The organism is Hyphomicrobiales bacterium (assembly GCA_017642935.1).
Classification (GTDB): Bacteria; Pseudomonadota; Alphaproteobacteria; order Rhizobiales; family MH13; genus MH13.
This window is the reverse complement of sequence record JAEPOK010000001.1, coordinates 444535-465149: the sequence shown is the minus strand read 5'-3', so window position 1 is coordinate 465149 and position 20615 is coordinate 444535. Positions and strand designations below refer to the sequence as shown.

The window sequence follows — 20615 nt, the reverse complement described above, 5'->3', positions numbered from 1 at the left end:
TTCATCTAAGCCGCTGATGCGCTTGCATTATTCGCGCCATCTTGAATCATTTTCTCGACACCAGGCTTCGCAGGCCGCATGCCGAGCAGATGGCAAATGGCATAGACCAGATCGGCCTTGTTCATGGTGTAAAAGTGGAAATCTTTGATGCCATGGCGGCGCAGACCTTCCACCTGTTCAGCAGCCACCGTCGCTGCGACCAGCTGATGGGTCACCGGATCATCATCCAGCCCCTCAAAACGATCTGCTAGTGCTTGCGGAATGCGCGCACCACAGCCTTTGGCAAAGCGGGAGATGGATTTGAACGAGTGGATCGGCGCGATGCCTGGCACGATCGGAATGGTGATTCCGGCGTCGGTCACGCGGTCCATATAGCGGAAGAAGTCGGTGTTATCGAAAAAGAACTGGGTGATCGCGCGCGTCGCGCCAGCATCGACTTTGCGCTTTAACACGTCGATCTCCGTGTCCCAGTCCGGACTTTCAGGATGCCGCTCCGGATAGGCCGAAACAGAAATCTCCATCGCGTGGTGGGCGCGGATCGCCGCAACCAAGTCAGCGGTATCCTGATAGCCCTGCGGGTGCGCATGGTAGGCCGTACCGATCCCATCGGGCGGATCACCACGCAGCGCGACGATGTGATTGACGCCCGCCGCGCGATAGCTCTCCACGACCTCGTCGACATCAGTCTTGGACGCGTTCACACAGGTCAGGTGCGCCGCAGGATTAAGTGTTGTCTGCTCCTTCAGCGCCTGAACCGTGCGATGGGTGCGCTCGCGCGTTGAACCGCCAGCGCCATAGGTCACCGACACGAACTTCGGCTGCAAAGGCGCCAAACGCTCGATCGAGTGCCATAGAACCTTTTCCATCTTTTCCGACTTCGGCGGAAAGAACTCAAAGCTCACATTCAAGGCGGTCGGTGTGGGCATCAGATGTCCTCAGGCAAAAGCGGCAGGCGTGGCGACGGACGGCGGATCAACAAGCATCCGCGTGTCATGAGCAACCCAGATACAGACCGGCAAAGCCATTCCAGCGTTTGTGGACGTGTTGTCCAGGAGAATGGGCTCATCGACACGCAAATCAAGCGCTTCCAGCCATCGACGCACCTCAGCTTCGTCAAAACCTAGCCTGCGATGTTGGTGCTGGCTACGCAGTGCTTCGACACCATGGGGAGCGAAATCGACAATGAGAAGGCGGCCCGACGGTGCCAGCACGCGGCGCGCTTCGGCCAAGAGCGGTCGTGGATCGTCGAAGAAGTGAATCACCTGATGCAGCGTCACAAGATCCTGGCTGTCGCGAGGCAGACCGAGCGCCATGCCATCACCATGGCGCACTTGCGCATGGTCGATCGCGTTTTCAGCCAGCGTGGCACGGGCCACCTGAAGCATCGCATGGGTAGGATCGATTCCGATCGCGCTGGCATAAAGATCGCGCAGCAGGACAAGCATACGCCCTGTCCCAGTGCCGACGTCCAGCAGCCGATCGACGCGCGCCGTGCCAAGCGCTTCAACGATAGCAGCTTCGACATCGCCATCAGGCACCAAATCTGCGCGAAGAGCATCCCAGCGGGCAGCATGCTCCTGGAAGAATGCCTGGGCATGGGCGCTTTGCTCAGCCTTAAGCCGCGTCAAACGCTCGGCATCATCGCGCAGTACATCGTTGTCCAATCCGACCAGCGCAAACACGGCTTCCCAGACCGCGCGGAGTTCGGCGTCTTCGGCAATGCGGTAATAGACCCAGGCCCCTTCCGGGAACCGAACGATCCAACCGGCATCGGAAAGCAACTTTAGATGTCGTGACAGGCGCGGTTGGCTCTGTCCCATCAGGCTGGTTAGATCTTTGACGCTGAGATCCCCATGGCGCAGCAAGGCAAGCAGCCGCAGCCGCGTCGGCTCAGCGAGTGCTTTAAGCGTTTCAATGCTGGTGTCGAAGGGGCGAGTCACGCTTCTCTCTTACGCAAAAGACATAAAGATATCTTTATGCGGATATGACTGGCGGCGCAAGACCTTCATTAGAACGCAGAAATACCTGGCGGAACGGGCCCGCCAGGCATCTGGATAACAAAAAGCTGAGAGAAATTGCCGCTAGGCGGCCTCGTTGACCCGGCGTTTTTTCCACTCTGAGAAAATCTGTTCGGCCATGCCCTGATCCAGAGACTCATAGTCGAACATGGCGCGCTCGCGCTCTTCGCGATCCAGACGACGCAGCCAGGGTCCGAGCTTCAAGAACGCAGCCACCGTGTCCGAGGAGAACCGCATCGATTTGCAGACGATCAGGAATGGCTTTGGATCAGCTCTTACCGACCAGTGCTTGGCTTCTTCCAGCGCCACACCGGCGCACAGCGCAAACATCACCACCGCCTCAGGGAACTTGCCGGACCGAGCCATCGTCGCGACGGCCGCTTCATTCACCGGCTGCGTTTTTAACGTCTTGCAGACCGAACGATAGGCCGCTTCGAAATCATAGCGTAGCAACCATTGCTCATTGGACAACCGCTCAGCTGCCAAGCCAGCCGCCTCTGTCACGCGCTTGGCGACCTCTGGGCGTCCATGGCGCAGAAGTTTGCGGCGCACCGAAACGCTGGCGACGTCCACCAACGCCCGCACCACGCCAACCGGAAGGTCTTCGCGATCGGCCAAGGAGCTTTGCAGCGATTCATCACCGCGCGAGTCTTTTACCAGTTTGGCATAGGAGTCATCGGTGATCTTTGCGCCTTCATTGCGCGTCAGTTTCACCTTCACCGGGTTGTTGCCATGTTCGATGATCGCGGAGCTAACAACCGGCGCCACGTCCTGGCGGGCCGCAATCGCTTCCATGTGATCAATGCCCTTTTCCGTGACGATCTCTGTCAGATCCTCATCGGACAAGAGCGGGCTTTGCTCCAACACGGGGCGCGCCACCGAAATCGGCTCATTGGCGAGTTTTCGCACCATGCCACGCGGCGCTTTGGCAAGCGGCGCAAGCTTCTCGGCGACAAACGCAAGCGCTTCCTCTTCGACCAGGTCGGCAAGGCGCACCAAAACATCATCATAGACAGCCAGAAGCTCAGGATTGATCCTGTCTGTCGTCAAGGCGTACAGTTGGACCACATGGGTCATCAACCGATTGCGCTCGGCTTGAGAGTGCGTGGACTCCACGCGCTCAAAATCAACAAGTTCACTCATCAGGGCAGCTCGTAGCTGTCCCTCCACCGTATTCCCAAGGCGGACAGTACCAACCGGACGTTGGCAAACGCTCAAACCGATCGTTCAAATTGCAACTATTGGGAGAAATGCAGACTGAAGCGCAAAGCCACATTCGGGCTACTCGACGAACTCATAGTCGCCATCGTCGATGAAGCGCACAAATTGCGCTATCGACCGGTCCCAAATGTCGAGATAGGCGGCAAAGGCGGCCTCGCTCATGGCGCCCTCTCGAAAGAGAAAGTCCATCTCCATGATCACGGAGTTCACATCGGCGGTGTAGAGCTTGGTCCAACGCTGCTCGGTGTTCCAGGTGTTCATCGCTTCAAACGACGCCCGACCAGCGCTCATACGCTGCGTACGCAGGGCCAGCGACGTGCAGTCTTCATGCTCGGTGCAACCGTAAAAGATGATGTTGTAGTCGACATTGTCGACACTCGTTTCGATGAACGGGTCGTTGAATTCGTCGACGGTGATGATCGCGGTTTGGCCGCGGTCGCGCAGCAGTTTGGCGATGCCGCCCGGGTCCTGCGAGGAGATCATCTGCGCGAAGGCAGGCATGGCGATCGTGCCAAACAAAATGACAATCAATCCTTGCCCAAACCTGCCTATCATTGATGAACCTCTGTCGTGCAATTGAACGATAAGTGTGGCGCAAGGCAACGCCTTGCTCAACCATCACGTGCGCTGATCCGTCAGCTTTGCTCGCTGCTGCAGCGCTGCAAGGGACCAACCGACCAAGGCCGGCTCGCCGCGTCATCCTCATCTATGGCAAACCATGTCATGGAAAGCGTTTCACCAACGCGCGCAATGTCGATTTCCCAGGGCCGCTCGACAGCATCCTCGCCACACATCGCACGCAGCCGCCAACCGTCGCCGGATGGCCCGCTCATTGGATCAACCTGCATCACAAGGCAATAAAAGAACCAGCGCGACATCCATTGGCCGTCAAAGCGGTAGGGCGCGTCGGTCACGTGCGAGACGGTTTCATCGGCACCAACCTCTGCTTGGGCGTTACATTGCCCGGGCTCGCCCCAATCACCGAGCAAATCGTCGGGCACCATTTCTTGCGCGGAAGCGATGGGCACGAACGCCAATAATGCCATGAGGACAACGAGCCGGATCATTTCCAAAGGCTAGCCGAGCGCAGGCGTGGAGAAAACCAACCGGCGTTCACGCTTGCGCGAGCGGTTATCGCCCCTAGCCTTCCCAAATCCATTGCTCGGGAACCTGGACCGTGACGGTTTCACCAGCTGTGATGGTTCCCGGTTTTTCGACCCAGCCAACAAGCCCGCGTTTGCCAACGGCCTTTTTGGGAAAAGCCAAAGCCAACGCCATCGCATCCTGATCAGGGTAGTGTTCGGCAATGCTTTCACCGGCAAACCGGCACGGCGCGTTCTGGCCGTCCACTTTGACCGTTGCACCACTCTCGAAGAACAACAGGCTGCGCGGCGGCAGTTTGGATAGATCCTTCACGCCAGCCAGCACGATGTTGGCGCCGATCCATTCCGGCTCGATCCGGTCCAAGTCCATCGCTTGTGCAGCGTCAGCCAACTCTGTGCCACACAGGATCGAAAGCTGGCGCTCATTGCGCATTTCTGTGCCGCGCTTGTACCAGCGCTCCCGCCCGCCCGACTGCCGCGTAAGCCCGCCATGGCGATCACCGGCAATGCCGTCATAGGTGAGATCAAGACTCCCGACCGGCGAGGACACAAACCCCTCACCCAAGGCCGCAAACAGCCCATCAACCCGCGCCTCGACGCGTTTGGCGTTGTAAATGGACATACGATTTCCCTGTTCGATTCAAACCTAGCCATGTCTAGCACGATGACCATTGACGTCAACAAAAAGATCTGAAAAGATCGAAAAAGTTCTTAAAAGATCAGGATTGCTTTGTATGAAGACGATCAGCGTTAGCGCAGATGTCTATGCCGCCATCTGGCGAAACCACCGTCAAGGCGAAGAAACGGAGGATGAAATTTTGAAAAGACTGTTATTGGCCAACCGAAACCTGGAGGCACGGCCTGCCGCTCGACGTCGGAAGACAAAATGGATTGAAGATGTTGTCACGGGCCTCGGCAGAATTGATGGCGCTGGTCACCTTGCAGCCATCTACGATGCAGTTTTGGCCGTCAGGAAAGAAAACGGACACCGGATACCGGTGTCCGCTGAAGCGATTATTCGAAGAATCCTAGAAGAAAACTCGTCACAAACCGAGTCCTTCAAGGGCAAACAAGACCTGTTCGTCGCACCTAATGGTGTCGGCGCTGGATACTGGGCACTTCGCTAGCTACCGAGTCAGGCGCTTGTACGTCACGCGTTTCGGGTTGACGCTTTCCGGTCCCAAACGCCTGATCTTGTCCTGCTCATAATCGTGGAAGTTGCCCTCAAACCACTCAACATGGCTGTCGCCTTCAAACGACAGCATATGCGTGGCCAGACGGTCCAAGAACATGCGATCGTGCGAAATCACAACAGCGCAGCCGCCATACTCTTCAAGCGCATCTTCCAGCGCCGCCAGCGTCTCGGTATCGAGGTCATTGGTCGGCTCATCGAGCAGCAACACGTTGGCGCCTGACTTCAGGATTTTGGCCAGATGCACGCGGTTGCGTTGACCGCCTGAAAGCGTGCCAACTGGCTGCTGCTGATCCCCACCCTTGAAGTTGAAGCTGGAGCAATAGGCGCGCGAGTTGATCTCTTTGGTGCCAAGCTTGATGATTTCATCGCCGCCGGAAATCGCCTCCCAGACGGTCTGCTTGGGATCAAGGCTGTCGCGGCTTTGATCGACATAGCCCATCTGGACCGTCTCACCGATGGTGATCGAACCGGAATCGGGTTGCTCCTGTCCGGTGATCATCCGAAACAGCGTCGTCTTACCGGCGCCGTTGGGACCGATGATCCCGACAATGCCGCCTGGGGGCAGGTTGAAGTTGAGATCTTCAATCAAAAGCTTGTCGCCAAACCCTTTGGTCAGGCCCTCGGCCTTGATGACATTGTTGCCCAGGCGCTCGGCCACCGGGATGACAATCTGCGCGGCGCTCGGTGCGCGGGCCTCGGCCTTTTGCAGCAGCTCGTCATAGGCGTTGATGCGCGCTTTTGATTTGGTCTGGCGGGCTTTCGGGCTGGCGGCGATCCACTCGCGCTCGCGCTCCAGGGCCTTTTGGCGCGAGGCTTCCTCACGGCCTTCCTGCGCCATGCGCTTGGCCTTGGCTTCCAGATAAGCCGAATAATTGCCCTCGTACGGAATGCCGCGCCCACGATCGAGCTCCAAAATCCAGCCCGTCACATTGTCCAGGAAGTAGCGATCATGGGTGATGATCATCACCGCGCCGGGATACTCGCGCAGATGCTTTTCAAGCCACGCTGTGGTTTCAGCATCCAAATGGTTGGTCGGCTCGTCGAGCAGCAAAAGGTCAGGCTGCGATAACAACAACTGGCAGAGGGCCACGCGACGCTTCTCACCGCCTGAGAGGTTGGTGACCGGCGCGTCACCGGGAGGGCAGCGCAACGCGTCCATCGCTTGCTCCACCTGGCTTTCCAAGTCCCAGAGGTTTTGGCTGTCGATTAGATCTTGAAGCTGAGCGCCCTCCTCCGCCGTCTCATCGGAGTAGTTCATCATCAACTCGTTGTAACGGTCGAGGATCGCCTTCTTGTCCGCCACACCGAGCATGACATTTTCCATGCAGGTCAGGCTTTCATCAAGCTGCGGTTCCTGCGGCAGGTAGCCAACCGTCTTGCCATCGGCCAACCAAGCCTCACCGGTGAACTCCTTGTCGAGCCCGGCCATGATGCGCAGCACAGTGGATTTACCGGCGCCGTTCGGCCCGAGAATGCCGATCTTGGCATCGGGGTAGAACTGAAGATGGATGTTATCGAGCACCTTCTTGGCGCCATACGCCTTGGAAAGCCCCGACATGTGATAGATGAATTGCCGCGCCATGAACGCCCCGCATGAACCGAAGAAACTGGGATGAACCCGCCTTCTAATCGGCGTTGCGACGCGGTGCAAACATCAATCGTGCGACAAGACCCGGTTTATCGTTCTGAGGAGAAATGCATCTTCAGATAGGCAAGGATCGTCTCGCGCGCCTCCGGCCCATAGTCCGGCATATTTTGATCGGAAATCATCCAATCCCACAGATACTCCCAGCGCGCATCGGTGACACGAAGCTGAGCGAAGGTCTGCGCCGAGTGGCAGGCTGTGCACATGAAATAGGTGTCTTCAACGCCCGGCGTGTCGGGCAGATTGCCCAGATCTGATCGCAAAGCGACTTCCTCGCCAGTTGCCTGCGGCGTGGCCACCATCGGATTGAGAATTCCACCGCCTTGCGGCATCGGGTTCGGCATGGCGGGCGCAGGCATGGCGCTCGTGCCGGTTGATGGCGCGGTTGGCGTCGGAGCCATCGGATTCGGCAACAAAGGCGTAACGGCCATCGGGTTGGGCAGCGGCGCCATAGGGTCAGGCACAGATGTTTGGGCGAACGCGGGCGCAGAAAACGAGACCGAAAGGAGCACAGCCGATACAGCCGCGCTGGCAAAAAACCTGAAATGACGCATCACGTTTCCCTGCATGCGAACAAAATGGAGGGGAAAACTGCCCTAGCTCCACCAATGGCGGCCAGGGCAGTTTTGTCGCACTAGGCCGAGATGACAGCGATCCGATGGATCATGTTGTTGCCATAGCCGCGCGGGTTCCAGCCTGGCGTGGTCGGCGGCTGGGTCCGACCATGATCGTCGGTGGCGCGCACCCACACCTCATAATAACCGGCCTGCGGCACTGTGATCGAGGCGGTGAAGTGCTGCCAAGCGAAGCGATTGCGTGGCGCACCCAAAGACGCTGGCTGCCAGGTCTGGCCAAAGTCAATGGAGGTTTCCACCGTTTCCACCTCGCCGTCAGCCCAAGCATGGCCACGCACCGAAAACGCTCGATCAACTTGCGTACCTGTCGGTGGATTGGTGATCAGCGATTTCACCGGCATGGTGTCCATGATCACCATGTCTTCTTCGGGCACCTCGGTGCCCGGCGCCACCGGATAGGCAGGCATACGATAGGAATAACCGCCCATCTTGGCGCCGTCATGCACCTGATCACGCACCCAAATGCGGTCAAGCCATTTCTGCGAAGCCGATCCCGGATAGCCCGGCACTACCAACCGCAGCGGGAATCCGTGAATGCCGGGCAGGTCACCGCCATTCATGCCGAAGGCGATCAGCGAATCCTCTTCAAGCGCTTTGTTGATGGGCACGCCACGCGAAATCGACTCTTTTTCTGGGTCGCCGGAAAGATGCGGATCATTGCCGTAATGGGCGGTGTAAACCGCGCTCGGCTTAACACCGGCACTGTTGAGCACATCGCGCAGCCGCACGCCGGTCCATTCCGGGCATCCAATGGCTCCAGTGGTCCACTGATTGCCTGACGCGCCAGGATTGAAGAAGGCGCGGCCATTGCCGCCGCACTCCAAGATCAATTGGCGCGTGACCACTTCATAATTGTTGCGCAGATCATCCAGGCTCAGCTCAAGCGCGTTGTCCACTTCGCCATCCACGGTGAGCGTCCATCCGGATGCGTCCATGGTGAAGGCCTGCTCGGGAACCATGCCATTGTTACGCACGAACAGCCGGCTGGCGGGTGTGATGTTGTCGTCGAGCAAATGCGCCGGCGTCTCCGCATTCACGGGACGCTCATTGAGAATAGTCAGGCCATCCTTGTCGGCCATGGCCTCCATGTCGACGCCCTGAGCATGCGCCAGACCAACCGGGCGATAACCTTCGGGCATGTATTTGCCAAAGGGAATGCCGACACCCATCATCGCCGTCAGCGCGGCAAGGCTGGTGCCCTTGAGGAAGGCACGCCTGCCGTTTTCGATCGGCGCATCGTCCGCGGCCAGTGCGCTATCACGCTCGGCTTCGTCTACGCGGTCTGCTTTGTTGTCACGAAAGTCCATGGGTCGCTCCTCCGGTTGCTACGGGCCCTCTTTTTTGGGACCATCTGTCTTATGCGTAGTACTGCGAAGGTATCGCCGCACTGACGGGCGTCAATAGCGAACTGTTTCACGCGGCGATCAAATCGGTTGCCAACCGGAAAAGCGTGCCACCAATTTGAAATCGGTCGAATTGTGACCTACGTCACCGCACGCTTAAGTTCGCGCGTGCACACTGTTGGCGCGGCTCCCCGTCACACCTCTTGGCCCATTCATGCCCTTTGATCCCATCGCCGCTCTGGCGATTCTCCTTGGCCTGCAAGCCAAACACTTTCTGTTCGACTTTGTGTTTCAAAGCGATTGGCAGGTCCGCAACAAGGGCCGGTATGGGCATCCTGGCGGCTTGGTGCATGCGGGACTGCATGGCACGGGCACGCTGGCTGTTGGCCTTCTGGCCGCATTGATGGGCGTCATCGGTTTGGGCGCCGCGCTCGTTTTGGCGCTCGCCGATGCGATCATCCACTACCATGTAGATTGGTCGAAAGCGCAGATCTCGCGCCGCATGAAGCTGACGCCGGACCGGCACGCTTTCTGGATCGCGCTGGGCGCCGACCAAGCGGCACACCATGTGACGTATCTCGTATTGCTAGCTGGACTTGTCGCCTCGGCGGCCTGAGGCAATACGGGCGTTAGCCGCCGATCAAAAGCCCAATCGCAAGGCCAAGCAGCAACACGAGAACCAGTGCGCCCCAGACGATCGGTTGTTTGAAGGCCAGCTTGAGCGCATCGAGGGGTGAGGCAACAGACTCCGCGCCATGGGCACCTTGATGCTGTGCTTCCAGCGCGGTGTTCAGAAAATCGACCTGCGCTTCGTTCAGACCTGACTGGAACTGCGCCAGATAGCGCTCCCGTTCCTCGCCGCTCACTTGGCCCTTGTCGAGACTCTGTTCCAGACGTGTGCGCGAGCGTTCAAAAAACACCGCTAGATCGTCAACAGATCGCGGCGGCGCTTTTTCCAAAGCGTCGAGAAGCATTTTTTTGAACACGCGAACGACGTTGCCTTCTACCCCACCGGCGCTTCAGGCGGGCCGGTTAATGTTCACATTAGAAAGGCAAATCGAACGGAACTGCAAGGAACCGTCGGTCCAAACCCTCAAAGCCCAGTTGATAAACACTGATCATGGCAACCGCGCGGCCGGGGGCGCCGTCAAAAGGCGTGATTATGGCCGAGATGCCGTAATGCGCCGGGCAAGCGCGTGAGTAAGGAAGGCGCTCATCGCGATGCAGGGTTCGCCCGGGGCCACCGTCAGCCTGCAGCGTCAGAGCAAATCCGGCAGTCTCGACCATGTCAAAACAGTCGCGCGGGCTGGCCATCGGGAAGTTTTCAAGACGCATCGTCAACAGCGGGTCGATAGGCGTGAGAATGGGTCGCGGGTTGAAGGTGAGATGGCGTTCCTGGTCGCCAACTTCCATCGGTGTCGTTGCAGCGAGCGTGCGGTAGGCAGCGCTAATATGCAGGCGATCCAGATGGGTCTGCGCTTCGGCCATCGCCTCGGCGCGTACATCGAACAGCCGCTCGGTCTCATCGACAGCTCGCCGACGGACAGGGGTACCCGGTACCCAGCGATCCCGTTCCAAATCGATCACGAACACGTTGGAATAGGCAAAGCCCGACCCATCTTGAACGCCGAACTCCTCAAACGCAAAGTACCGACCATCAACGGAATAGCCAATGAGCGCGCTCTCGGCCAACTCAGCAGCGTGTGCAGTCGCAAGCCCGCCTGCTACCCATGTCAGAAGGACCGCGACAAATGCACAAAGCTGACGTAACACCGGCAAAGTCGTTTTCCTAAGCATGTCGCAATCCTTCTCTTCACTGCACGAGCCCTTCCATGCCTGAGCCCGACACGAACCGCGTCATCGACTGGGACGCCGTGGACGCCTTATACGACGAGGCGCACAAGGCCGATGTGACCGGCGACACAGAGCGGGCCATCGCACTCTACCGTCAATTGATGGCGACCGACCCCGACGATCATCTTGGCGTCTCCTTGCGTTTGGCAAAAATCACCGGTGAACATCCTGCCAAAGCGCCCAACGCCTATGTCGCTGCCCTTTTTGATCAAACGGCCGACCGCTTCGACAGTATTCTGGTCGATGAGTTGGGCTACAACGTGCCCTTGCTCATCGCCGACGGGTTAAAAACGCTCGACCTTGGCCCGTTTGCCAAATGGCTCGATCTCGGCTGCGGCACAGGTCTTTGCGCCATGGCTCTGGAAGACGTGACCGAGACCCGCATTGGCGTCGATCTTGCGCCCACGATGATTGAGATCGCCGCCGAGTTGGAGATCTATCAGGACCTTTATGTCGGTGAGGCCGTGGCTTTCCTGCGCTCTGAAGAGGCAACCGGGCCCTACACGCTGATCACCGCTGCGGATGTGTTGCCTTATCTGGGTGATCTCGACCCGCTATTCACCGCACTTGGCGATGTCACGGAATCGGGCACGGTGCTCGCCTTTTCCAGTGAACACCTGGAAAGCGACGCCTGGGATTTTCAGGTTGGCGAGCACAAACGTTTTGCCCATTCTTCTGCCTGCCTGACGCGCACGATGAAGAAGTATGGCTGGAAACCGCTGCGGATCGACCGGATCACCGTGCGCCTGGAACAGGGCGAACCGGTGCCCGGCGAACTGGTTTTTGCCCAACGCATCGCCTAGCGGACAGCACGCGAATCGGTACCCTTGTCATTTTGTGCACTGCAACATAAACTCCTTGATCATCGGAATCATCTGCCGTGGCAGCAGATTGGAGGGCTACTATGGCTGGATTGATCATCACCGTGGCGCAGCAAAAAGGCGGGTCAGGCAAGACCACGCTTTCGGCCCATTTGGCCACAGCGTTGGCTTATTCCGGCATGAGCGTCGCGATCCTTGATTGCGACCCACAAGGCAGCCTTGGCGAATGGTTTGAAGCCCGTGAGCAGGCCCTCGGCGAAGAGGAAACCGGCCTCTCCTTCCGCACCGCCTCCGGTTGGGGTGCACGTCGCGAAGCGCGCAATCTGGCTGGCAGCCATGATGCGGTGGTGATCGACACACCACCCAAAACCGACACCGAAGCCCGCCCAGCCATCGAAGCGGCAACGCTGGTGGTTGTACCGGTCCAGCCCTCGCCCATGGATGTGTGGGCCTGCGGCTCGACGATTGCGTTGGCGAGCAAAGAACGCACGCCTGCGATCCTTGTGCTCAACCGCGTGCCGCCGCGCGCGTCCATCACCGAAGAGATGGCCGAAGCGCTCGGCGATATCGATGCTCCGCTCGCCGACACGCGTATTGGCAACCGGGTTGGCTTTGCAGGCGCGATGAAGCAGGGCCTCACCATCATGGACACCGATCGCTCAGGTAAAGGAGCAGCGGAGATGGAGGCGCTGCGCGCTGAAGTGATGAAAGAAGCGCGGGCTGTCTAGCCGAGATGGGCGCGGGCCAAGCGCACCGTGCCATCAGCAAAGCCTCGCCCATAGACCGCATCGGTGTCGTTGCCGGTGCGGCTGGCAAGCCAAGCCGTCAGCAATAAGCGCCGTGCCATGATCATTGTCGGCAAGATCGCTTCATCTTCGGCGTCAAACGGAGCTATCCCACGATAGCCTCGCAGCCAGGCTGCCTGCAGCGCGGGGATGGCCTCATCCTCTTCGTGAAAGCTGATCGCCGCCGCAAAGTCGTAGGCGAACCAGCCAAAGCCACAATCGTCAAAATCGATCACCGCGAGGCGCTTGCCGTCGTCCAAAAGATTGGCGACGCGCAAGTCGCCGTGGATGAGCCCAAACCGCTCCGGTCCTTCGCCAAAGGTGGCCAAGCGCTCGCGCAAACTGTTTTCCAACGTTTCAAGCAGATCAATGTCGGCCTTATCAGAAAAGGCCGCCCGCCAATCGCCCCAAATTGGTGATGCCCCGAACATCAGATCAAAATCCCAACGTTTGCGGGCGAACTGTTCCGGCCTTTGCCAGCTCTTAACGTGCGCATGAAGGCGAGCATTGATTGCACCAAGCTCCTCGAAGCGCTCCACCAGATGGGACCCAACCACCGGTTCCTCACCCTCAAGAAAGGAAAAAGCGCTCACCCAATGGCGGGTTCCGTCATGCTCAACGGAACTAAGGCGCTCTCCATCGCTGCGCGCCAATGGCTTTGCCGTGTGCAACGTCGCATCGCTGTGCAGGTCCGAAACCCAATCCAGTTCACTGAGGATTTCCTCGCGCGTGTGATAGCCAGCGCGGTGAACGCGCAACACCAAGCGTGCATCGCCATCGTCAACGCGATAGGTGTGGTTCTCAGAGACCGTGAGCCGGGTGAGTTCGGCTGACGCGCTTCGACCATAAGACGGCAAAAGCGTTCGCAAGTAGCGCAGAAACGGATCGTTGGGCGGTGTCTCGGTCAGCACTTGGGATTTCTATTTGGGACGACAATAACGCTGAGTTTTCAAGCGAAAGATGCGCTTTTTCCTCGCCGCCCACTGATTCCATCTCGTCGCGTGGCTTGTTCTCGTCCAGCTCTAAGACCATCTGAGCGTCGGTCAATCCAAAACCACAAAGGCCACACATAGCATCGATCCCTTCGCGCAAAGTGATCGCATCAGCGCAAGATCATCTTCCCACATCGGCACGCTAGCGTTACATCCGCAGTGCCCACATTGAGGTTCATCAATTCGCCGTATGCGCTTTTCCATCAGCCACCAGACTCGCTACCAATTCTCGCAGCCGGTCGAACTGCACAGCCATCGTGCTATGCTGCGCCCGCGCGATGGTCATCATCTGCGCGTCGTCAACGCCACCCTTGCGCTAGCCCCGAACGCGCCTATCACTTGGTCGTTCGACGTCTTCGGCAATTCTATCGCCACGATCGCCTTCACCGGTCGATCATCGCAGCTTTCGGTCACGTCAAAACTGGTGCTGGAACGTTTTCCCGCTTCACCGGAAAGCATGGTCGTCGATGGCCGCCAAGCTCCCTACCCTATCCAGTACAGTCCGGAAGATCGGCGCGATTTGGCAACGCTTCTCTTGATGGATGACGAACACGCCGCCGCTGATCTGGAGACCTGGATCAATGCACGCGGCATTCGCAACAACGCCGACGCCTTGCAGGTGGCACGCAATCTCATGCAAGCGGTCTATGAAGGTTTCGCCTATGAAGCCCGTTATGACGAAGGCACGCTAAAGCCGCTGGAGCTTTTGGCCCGGGGCTCTGGCACCTGCCGCGACTATGCATTCTTCATGATGGAGGCGGCCCGCGTGCTCGGTTTTGCTGCCCGCTTCTCGACCGGTTACCTCTATTCGCCGGCCCTTGATGGTGGCCAACAAGGGTATCAAGGCGCCGCCTCGACCCATGCCTGGGCAGAACTTTTCGTACCCGACATTGGCTGGGTCGATTTCGACCCCACCAACAATCTCACCGGGACCGCCGATCTCATTAAAGTGGCCAGCGTGCGCAAACCTTCGCAAGCCATCCCGTTGACGGGGAGCTTCACCGGGCCAGCTGGCGTCGGCGGCCCGCCGGAGGTCAACGTCACCGTGGCCTTACAGACTTAGGAAAGCGATATGACTACGCTCCAGTGCCTGTCTCCCATCGACGGATCAGTGTTTGCGACCCGCCAAGCGCTTTCGCTGGACGAAGCGCGTGGGCGAATCGAAGAAGCCAAACGAGCCCAAAAGGTTTGGGCGCAAGTACCGCTGGACGATCGCATCACGCAGGTTATGGCCGGCGTCGCCAATCTTGGTGCGATGAACGAGGAAATCACCGTTGAATTGGCCCACATGATGGGCCGGCCGGTTCGGTATGGCGGCGAGTTTGGCGGTGTGCAGGAGCGCGCCGACTATATGGCAGGGCTAGCACCCTCGGCCCTGGCGCCAACGATCATCGAAGACTCCGACGCCTATGAGCGGCGCCTCGCCCGCGAACCAATGGGCCTGGTTTTCGTGATCGCACCCTGGAACTATCCTTATCTGACAGCCATGAACACGGTGGTTCCAGCGCTGATCGCAGGCAACGCGGTGCTGATCAAACATGCCGAGCAGACGCTACTGGTCGGAGAGCGTATCGCCCAAGCGTTTCACCAGGCCGGCATGCCAGACGAACTCATCGCCAACATCTTCGTAGACCATCCAACCGCCGAGGCGCTGCTCGGTGAAGGTGCGTTCGACTATGTTAACTTCACAGGGTCTGTCGAAGGCGGGCGCCGTGTGGAACGCGCCGCAGCAGGCACGTTTACGTCGATGAGCTTTGAGCTCGGCGGCAAGGACGCAGGCTATGTGATGGACGATGCCGATCTGGATGCCGCCGTCGAAACGCTGGTCGATGGCGCGATGTTCAACTCCGGCCAATGCTGCTGCGGCATTGAGCGCATCTATGTGACGGCAAAGCATTATGATGCGTTCGTTGAGAAAGCCGTCGCGCTGACCCGCGGCTATAGGCTCGGCAACCCGCTGGATGAGGCCACAACGATCGGGCCGATGGCCAATGAACGTTTCGCCAAGACCGTCCGTCGCCACATTTCCGATGCGATGGGCGCTGGGGCTGTCGCCCACATTCCAACGCTTGAGGGTGATGATGGTGGCGCTTACGTCTCACCGCAGATCCTCACCAATGTTGATCACACGATGGCGCTGATGCGCGAGGAAACCTTTGGCCCTGTCGTTGGCATCATGAAGGTTGAAAACGACGAGGAGGCCATCGCGTTGATGAACGATTCAGCCTACGGCCTCACCGCATCGCTCTGGACCAGTGACGCAGAACGCGCCGCCGCCATTGGAGCGCGGCTCGAAAACGGCATCGTCTTCATGAATCGCTGCGACTATGTCGATCCGGCTCTCTGCTGGACAGGCTGCAAGAACACGGGGCGCGGGGGATCCCTATCGATCCTCGGTTTCCACGCTGTAACCCGCCCGAAATCCTATCACCTCAAAAAGCAACTTTAACTGGCGCGCACCATCGAGGCTTCGACTTGGCTGACCATATAACGATAGGCATGGTCAGAAAGGGCGACATTGTCGGTCCACATGTTCCGCCAGATCGCGATGTCGTTGGAAAGCCCCTCGTCGAGCACTTCCGATGAAAAGCTCTCAAAGGTAATCCAGCCTTTGTAGTCGATGTCGCGCAGTGCGGTGAAGGCACCGGCGAAGTCGATCGAACCGGAGCCCAGCGGTCCGCGATTGTTCTCGCCGATATGGAAGTAGCCGAGCTTGTCGCCTGCGCGCCGCAGCGCATCACCGATGTCACATTCTTCAATGTTCATATGGTAGGTATCAAGGTGAAGTTTCGGCCAGTCATGGCCGACATCAGCAAGGAATTGCAGACCCTGATCAGTGGAATTTAGCAGGTTCGTCTCGTAGCGATTGACGATCTCCAGCACCGTCGGCACCTCGGCCGCCTGCGCTTTGTCGGCGATCCGGCGAATGGCATCGACCGCATTCTGTCGGCCTTTAGGCGTCGGTGCTTTGGGGTACTTTCCGAGCGCCGAGTACAAGATGCCGCCAAGCAGTTCCACGCCAATGTCACGTGCGGCTGAGACTGCATTCTCCAGCATAACCTCTCCACGACGGGCGACCTCTGGATCAGGATTGGAGATGTCCGCATCCCAGGCCAGCCCCATGGTGATAGCGCATTTCAGATCGTGCTTGTCGAGCAGGGCGCGAAGCTTGTCCACGCTGATCATGGACGGGTCGAAGCGCGGCAGCTCAATCAGCTCGTACCCAATCCTGCGTGAATTCTCGAACGCACGGTTGAGCTCGTCCTCGTCCCACGATGCGGTCCAAACCAGCGCATGAACGCCAAGCTTGTTGGGGAGATGATCAGTGGACATGATGGGTTCCTTCAGGCATGCGCATGCAGCGCGTCGTGAGAAATGCGTTCGCCCCGTTCGGTAACCAAATGTGGCGCAGCATCCAGAACCGCGCGCCAACCACGGGTGGCAAAACGAATGTCCAGATGCCTGTGCGGCGGAAGGCTCGCGCGCTCGCGAATTTGCGCCACCAGTGCATCGCGCGGATAGCCACGCATCTCCAACACCCCACCGCCGAGCACAAGCGTCTCTGGGCAAAGCATGAGCAGGCTCGACGCGGTGGCAAAGGCCTGATCCCGCACGAACGTTTCAAGATCGGCGCTGAGCGCGGGCGAACCTTCTTGCTCAAAAAGCGCATCCACGGGCACGCCATAGGTCGTCGCCAGTTGGTTCAGCCGGCGGCCCGACGCGTAGACTTCCAGACTGTCGGCCTTCAACCCATCAAGCGGTTCGGCATCGCCGTGGATCGGCATGTGCCCGATTTCCAGCGCCCAACCGGCGCCGCGAAAAACCTTGCCATCCTCGATCAAGGCAGCACCAACGCCGGTGCCAAAGAAAATGCCGAGCACGCTGCTGCAACCTTGCGCAACACCTTTGGCCTGCTCGCCCTGAAGGAGCAGCACAGCATCCCGTTCCAATACCACCGGCAAGCCAAGACGTTGAACCAGACCCGACGCCAACGGCAGTCCATTGAATTCCGGCAAGTTGGCTGCAAAGAGCACGTGATCAAAGTCGCGATCAACAAATCCGGGAACCGTCATCACCACGGCATCGAAGGCAAGGCCATGGGCATCGGCAAAGCTGCGAAAGACATCTTCCAGCGCGCCCAGCGGGTCAGCGCAGCGCAACTCGCGAGAGGAAACCCGCTGGCTGTAGGATGACGGGGCACCGTTGACAACGGCGCCGAGCTTCATCGACGTACCGCCGACATCGGCCACCAAGATCGTCTCGGCGCTAGCCATGCTGGTGCCCCAACACCGGGTTGGAGGTGGCACTTTCCGAGGCCTCAACGCCTGATACAAACTGTTGCAGCGACGATGAAAACTCGCTCAAATACCGCTCTTTGCTGGTGCTTTTTGCCGTGATTTCAACAAGCTGCGCGCCTGGAACGGCATCGGCAATTGCTTGCGCCATCGACCAGGGATGAACCGCATCAAGCCCATGGCCGATCACCTGCACCGGCAAGCGCAGCGCGTGATAATCGGCAAACGAGATACCGGGGCCATCAACGGCCAACCGCGAAAGCAGCAATTGCGTCGACAGCGGATCGGCCCGGTCAAACTGACCGAGAAGAGACGCCGCATTGTCAGGCGAAGCCTCCAAGAGTACTTTGAAAGGTGCTGAGGCTTCGAATTGCGCCCGGCCCTCTTCAACCCCATGAGCTTCAAGAAAGGCTGATGCGACGGCAAAGATCGCCATGTTGTCTGGCGCCGCACGATCGAACCAGGCAGGGCGGGCGATGCATAGCGACTGGGCGCGCAATGGATTGAGAACTGCAAACCGCGTTGTGATGGCTGCGCCCATGGAGATGCCACCGACCTGGGCGCGGGCAATTTCCAGATGGTCCATCAGCGCCAACAGGTCGTCGGCAAAGGTGGCAATCGATAGGTCCTCAGCAGCCCCGAGATGACTGCCGCCATGTCCTCGACACTCCAGTGTGATGCGCCGGAAGCCATCGAGATCGCTCATAATTTCAAAGGGTTGATCTGCGTTTGCACCGAGCCCGTGCTGGAAGAGAAGCACCGGGCCAGCCCCCTCATCGCGGAAGGACAGCGACAGCCCGTCATGATCGAAGCTGCGCATCATGCCAATTGCTCCTTCAGGAACGTGGCAACCCCTGGTGCTTCGTCCGCCGACAACCCATGGGTGACCAGCGGCCCATCGAAGCCAACGTCCCGCAAACGACCTAGAAAGAACGGGTAATCCAGAACCCCCTGCCCCGCGGCAGTGAAATCGCCATCCTCGGTGCGGTCTTTGGCATGGGCCATGCCGATGTAGCCTGCGAGCCGTTCCAAGCCTTCGGCGACGATGTGCTGCTGCTCGTCCAGCGAGGCGATTTCAAACAAATTGGCAGGATCAAAGACGATGGTAAGCGCGTCACTTTGAAGCTCATCGATAAGCCGCTTGGCGGCCTCGGCGCTGTTGATAACATTGGCCAATTCTGGCTCGACGCCTAGCTTGAGGCCAGCTTCTTCAGCGACCGGCACAAGCTGCTCAATGGCGGTGAGAAGATCAGCCCAGGCCTCCTCGCTGTGATTGTCGGCATGATCGGCCCACTGATCCTCCGCATTGCGTGACCCGGTGCAGAGCGTCACCACCGGCGCGCCGATGGCCGGGGCAGAGCGGATCACGGTTTTGAGATTGTCGATGCCGCTCTGGCGCACCTCCAAATCCGGGTGGATGAGGTTCACCGTGCCCGACACGGCAACCATGTCGAGATCGTGAGTCTTTGTCGCGACTAAGACATTTTGTTCCAGACGAGTTGGGATTTCGTCTGGAACAGAGGCCAGACCAGAGCACGACCAATTGTATTGAGTCGCGACAAAACCGGCCGCGTTGACCGCAGCCAGAACCGTATCAGGATCGCTGCCGGGGAACGTCTTGGCGAAGATCCCGATCTGCATCAGACCGCTCCGCTCGCGCTGGCCACATCGACCGGTTGACCGCTTGCCACCGACTGGCGGATCGCTGCCATAACCTTCACGCTTTGCACGCCATCAACAATGTCAGCGGCTTGCGTTTTTTCCCCACGCGCGCCCCGCGCAAACCCTTCCACCTGGCGGCGGAAAAAGTGTCCATCGGCCCCAAGCACGCGTGTGGTGCTGGCGGTCGGTTCATCGAAAATATCGACTTCGGAGGAGCGGTAGTACCAAGGGTTATAGGTTTTCGCGAGAATGGCGCCGTGCTCGCCATACATCTGGAAGCCCTCGTGCCAGTCCATGCGCACGGCCACGGTGAGGTCCATATGACCTAGCGTGCCATTGGCAAACTCCACATCGACAAACCAGCAATAGGCGCCGAACTTTTCCGACAGTCGCGCTGAAACGCTGGTGATCTCACCAGCCAAATGACGCATCAAATCAACAAGATGCGACCCGTGCGCGAGCATGAAATAGCTCTGCTTGTCGGCCTTGGGATCGCCTGCCGGTTTCTTGGCGTTGGCCGAACGCACCGGTAGCGGCTGCACCGCGTCGGTGTTGGTGTAGCGGTGGGTCGAGTCGCAGTACCAGGCCTTCAGCGCCAGAACCTCTCCCAACTTCTCGTCGATGAAGGTCTTGGCCGCCTCGATCCCAGGATCAAAACGCTTCATGTGGCCGACTTGCAAATAGCCGCCCGTCCGCTCAACAGCCGCTTCGAGCTCCAACACGTCTTCCACGCTGATGCCGAGAGGCTTTTCGCTGAGGACCGCCTTGCCCGCTTCGAGCGCCTTGATCGACATCGGCACATGGAACGGATCAGACGTCGCGATAATCACGCCATCCAGATCCGGATCAGCGAGCATCGCATCGTAGTCGGTGAACACTTGGCCCGCGTCGTGGGTCACCGCCATACGCTCGGCAAGGTCCTCGGCCACGTCGCAGATCGCGTAAAGCTCGGCGTTGCTGGCTTTGGCGCAGGCCTCAAAATGGCCGAACTGGGCGATCGGCCCGGCGCCGAGAACACCGATCCGGAAGGGGGATTGATCGCTCAT

The 20615-nt window shown here is 59.0% G+C and carries 23 protein-coding genes; 6 read left to right on the top strand and 17 right to left on the bottom strand.

The genetic code is table 11. From position 1 onward, the window contains the following. Positions 1 to 5: 5 nt before the first annotated feature. The 6 genes from metF to JJ917_02180 all read right to left on the bottom strand — a co-directional run bounded on the left by metF (position 6) and on the right by JJ917_02180 (position 4964). On the bottom strand, positions 6 to 926 hold the full coding sequence (gene metF, locus JJ917_02205) for a methylenetetrahydrofolate reductase [NAD(P)H] (GenBank protein ID MBO6697625.1): 921 nt from the start codon (positions 924 to 926) through the stop codon (positions 6 to 8). A gap of 9 nt (positions 927 to 935) precedes the next feature. Next, on the bottom strand, positions 936 to 1940 hold the full coding sequence (locus JJ917_02200) for a metalloregulator ArsR/SmtB family transcription factor (GenBank protein ID MBO6697624.1): 1005 nt from the start codon (positions 1938 to 1940) through the stop codon (positions 936 to 938). A 141-nt stretch (positions 1941 to 2081) separates the two neighbouring features. Next, entirely contained in the window at positions 2082 to 3161 is a 1080-nt protein-coding gene (locus JJ917_02195; GenBank protein ID MBO6697623.1) for a DUF2336 domain-containing protein, read from the bottom strand. A gap of 138 nt (positions 3162 to 3299) precedes the next feature. Continuing rightward, the gene (locus JJ917_02190; protein ID MBO6697622.1) at positions 3300 to 3794 is read right to left on the bottom strand and encodes a YbjN domain-containing protein; all 495 of its coding nucleotides are present in this window, start codon (positions 3792 to 3794) and stop codon (positions 3300 to 3302) included. Between the two features lie 80 nt (positions 3795 to 3874). After that, complete coding sequence (locus JJ917_02185; GenBank protein ID MBO6697621.1) at positions 3875 to 4267, bottom strand: hypothetical protein; 393 nt, start codon at positions 4265 to 4267, stop codon at positions 3875 to 3877. A gap of 112 nt (positions 4268 to 4379) precedes the next feature. After that, positions 4380 to 4964, bottom strand: a complete 585-nt coding sequence (locus JJ917_02180; GenBank protein ID MBO6697620.1) for a molybdenum cofactor sulfurase — start codon at positions 4962 to 4964, stop codon at positions 4380 to 4382. 112 nt (positions 4965 to 5076) lie between these two features. Between JJ917_02180 and JJ917_02175 the strand changes: the two genes are divergently transcribed. Further along, on the top strand, positions 5077 to 5469 hold the full coding sequence (locus JJ917_02175; protein MBO6697619.1) for a hypothetical protein: 393 nt from the start codon (positions 5077 to 5079) through the stop codon (positions 5467 to 5469). Here the strand turns inward: JJ917_02175 and ettA are convergent, their stop codons facing one another. The 3 genes from ettA to JJ917_02160 form a co-directional block, all read right to left on the bottom strand. Next, positions 5470 to 7119, bottom strand: coding sequence for an energy-dependent translational throttle protein EttA (gene ettA, locus JJ917_02170; GenBank protein MBO6697618.1), 1650 nt, complete (start codon positions 7117 to 7119; stop codon positions 5470 to 5472). It abuts the gene before it with no gap. Between the two features lie 95 nt (positions 7120 to 7214). Further along, positions 7215 to 7736, bottom strand: coding sequence for a hypothetical protein (locus tag JJ917_02165; protein MBO6697617.1), 522 nt, complete (start codon positions 7734 to 7736; stop codon positions 7215 to 7217). Between the two features lie 80 nt (positions 7737 to 7816). After that, complete coding sequence (locus JJ917_02160) at positions 7817 to 8905, bottom strand: sulfite oxidase (GenBank protein MBO6697616.1); 1089 nt, start codon at positions 8903 to 8905, stop codon at positions 7817 to 7819. Between the two features lie 469 nt (positions 8906 to 9374). On the opposite strand from JJ917_02160, the gene JJ917_02155 reads away from it, so the two are divergent. Then, the gene (locus JJ917_02155) at positions 9375 to 9776 is read left to right on the top strand and encodes a DUF3307 domain-containing protein (GenBank protein MBO6697615.1); all 402 of its coding nucleotides are present in this window, start codon (positions 9375 to 9377) and stop codon (positions 9774 to 9776) included. 13 nt (positions 9777 to 9789) lie between these two features. Here JJ917_02155 and JJ917_02150 read toward each other — a convergent pair whose 3' ends face one another. Beyond that, complete coding sequence (locus JJ917_02150; GenBank protein ID MBO6697614.1) at positions 9790 to 10146, bottom strand: hypothetical protein; 357 nt, start codon at positions 10144 to 10146, stop codon at positions 9790 to 9792. Between the two features lie 58 nt (positions 10147 to 10204). Then, on the bottom strand, positions 10205 to 10957 hold the full coding sequence (locus JJ917_02145; protein ID MBO6697613.1) for a DUF2259 domain-containing protein: 753 nt from the start codon (positions 10955 to 10957) through the stop codon (positions 10205 to 10207). A 35-nt stretch (positions 10958 to 10992) separates the two neighbouring features. On the opposite strand from JJ917_02145, the gene JJ917_02140 reads away from it, so the two are divergent. Beyond that, positions 10993 to 11817 (top strand): methyltransferase domain-containing protein, encoded by an 825-nt coding sequence (locus JJ917_02140; GenBank protein ID MBO6697612.1) that lies wholly within the window; start codon positions 10993 to 10995, stop codon positions 11815 to 11817. 101 nt (positions 11818 to 11918) lie between these two features. Further along, positions 11919 to 12563, top strand: a complete 645-nt coding sequence (locus JJ917_02135) for a ParA family protein (GenBank protein MBO6697611.1) — start codon at positions 11919 to 11921, stop codon at positions 12561 to 12563. On the opposite strand, the gene JJ917_02130 is transcribed toward JJ917_02135, so the two are convergent. After that, positions 12560 to 13531, bottom strand: coding sequence for a phosphotransferase (locus JJ917_02130; GenBank protein MBO6697610.1), 972 nt, complete (start codon positions 13529 to 13531; stop codon positions 12560 to 12562). The two genes, JJ917_02135 and JJ917_02130, sit on opposite strands and share 4 nt — an antisense overlap. A gap of 271 nt (positions 13532 to 13802) precedes the next feature. Here JJ917_02130 and JJ917_02125 point away from each other — a divergent pair, with 271 nt between their 5' ends. Further along, positions 13803 to 14675, top strand: a complete 873-nt coding sequence (locus JJ917_02125; protein MBO6697609.1) for a transglutaminase family protein — start codon at positions 13803 to 13805, stop codon at positions 14673 to 14675. A gap of 9 nt (positions 14676 to 14684) precedes the next feature. Beyond that, positions 14685 to 16061 (top strand): aldehyde dehydrogenase family protein, encoded by a 1377-nt coding sequence (locus tag JJ917_02120; GenBank protein ID MBO6697608.1) that lies wholly within the window; start codon positions 14685 to 14687, stop codon positions 16059 to 16061. On the opposite strand, the gene JJ917_02115 is transcribed toward JJ917_02120, so the two are convergent. Genes JJ917_02115 through JJ917_02095 form a run of 5 tightly spaced genes read right to left on the bottom strand, consistent with a single transcriptional unit; the run spans position 16058 to position 20615 of the window. Beyond that, on the bottom strand, positions 16058 to 16945 hold the full coding sequence (locus JJ917_02115; GenBank protein ID MBO6697607.1) for a sugar phosphate isomerase/epimerase: 888 nt from the start codon (positions 16943 to 16945) through the stop codon (positions 16058 to 16060). The two genes, JJ917_02120 and JJ917_02115, sit on opposite strands and share 4 nt — an antisense overlap. 11 nt (positions 16946 to 16956) lie before the next feature. Next, positions 16957 to 17886 (bottom strand): ROK family protein, encoded by a 930-nt coding sequence (locus JJ917_02110; protein ID MBO6697606.1) that lies wholly within the window; start codon positions 17884 to 17886, stop codon positions 16957 to 16959. Further along, positions 17879 to 18730 carry an alpha/beta hydrolase gene (locus JJ917_02105; GenBank protein ID MBO6697605.1) on the bottom strand — a complete coding sequence of 284 codons (852 nt, stop codon included), beginning with the start codon at positions 18728 to 18730 and terminating at the stop codon, positions 17879 to 17881. The genes JJ917_02110 and JJ917_02105 overlap by 8 nt, the downstream gene beginning before the upstream one ends. Then, a complete protein-coding gene (locus JJ917_02100; protein MBO6697604.1) occupies positions 18727 to 19548 on the bottom strand; it encodes a sugar phosphate isomerase/epimerase in 822 nt (273 codons plus the stop codon). The genes JJ917_02105 and JJ917_02100 overlap by 4 nt, the downstream gene beginning before the upstream one ends. Beyond that, a complete protein-coding gene (locus JJ917_02095; GenBank protein ID MBO6697603.1) occupies positions 19548 to 20615 on the bottom strand; it encodes a Gfo/Idh/MocA family oxidoreductase in 1068 nt (355 codons plus the stop codon). The genes JJ917_02100 and JJ917_02095 overlap by 1 nt, the downstream gene beginning before the upstream one ends.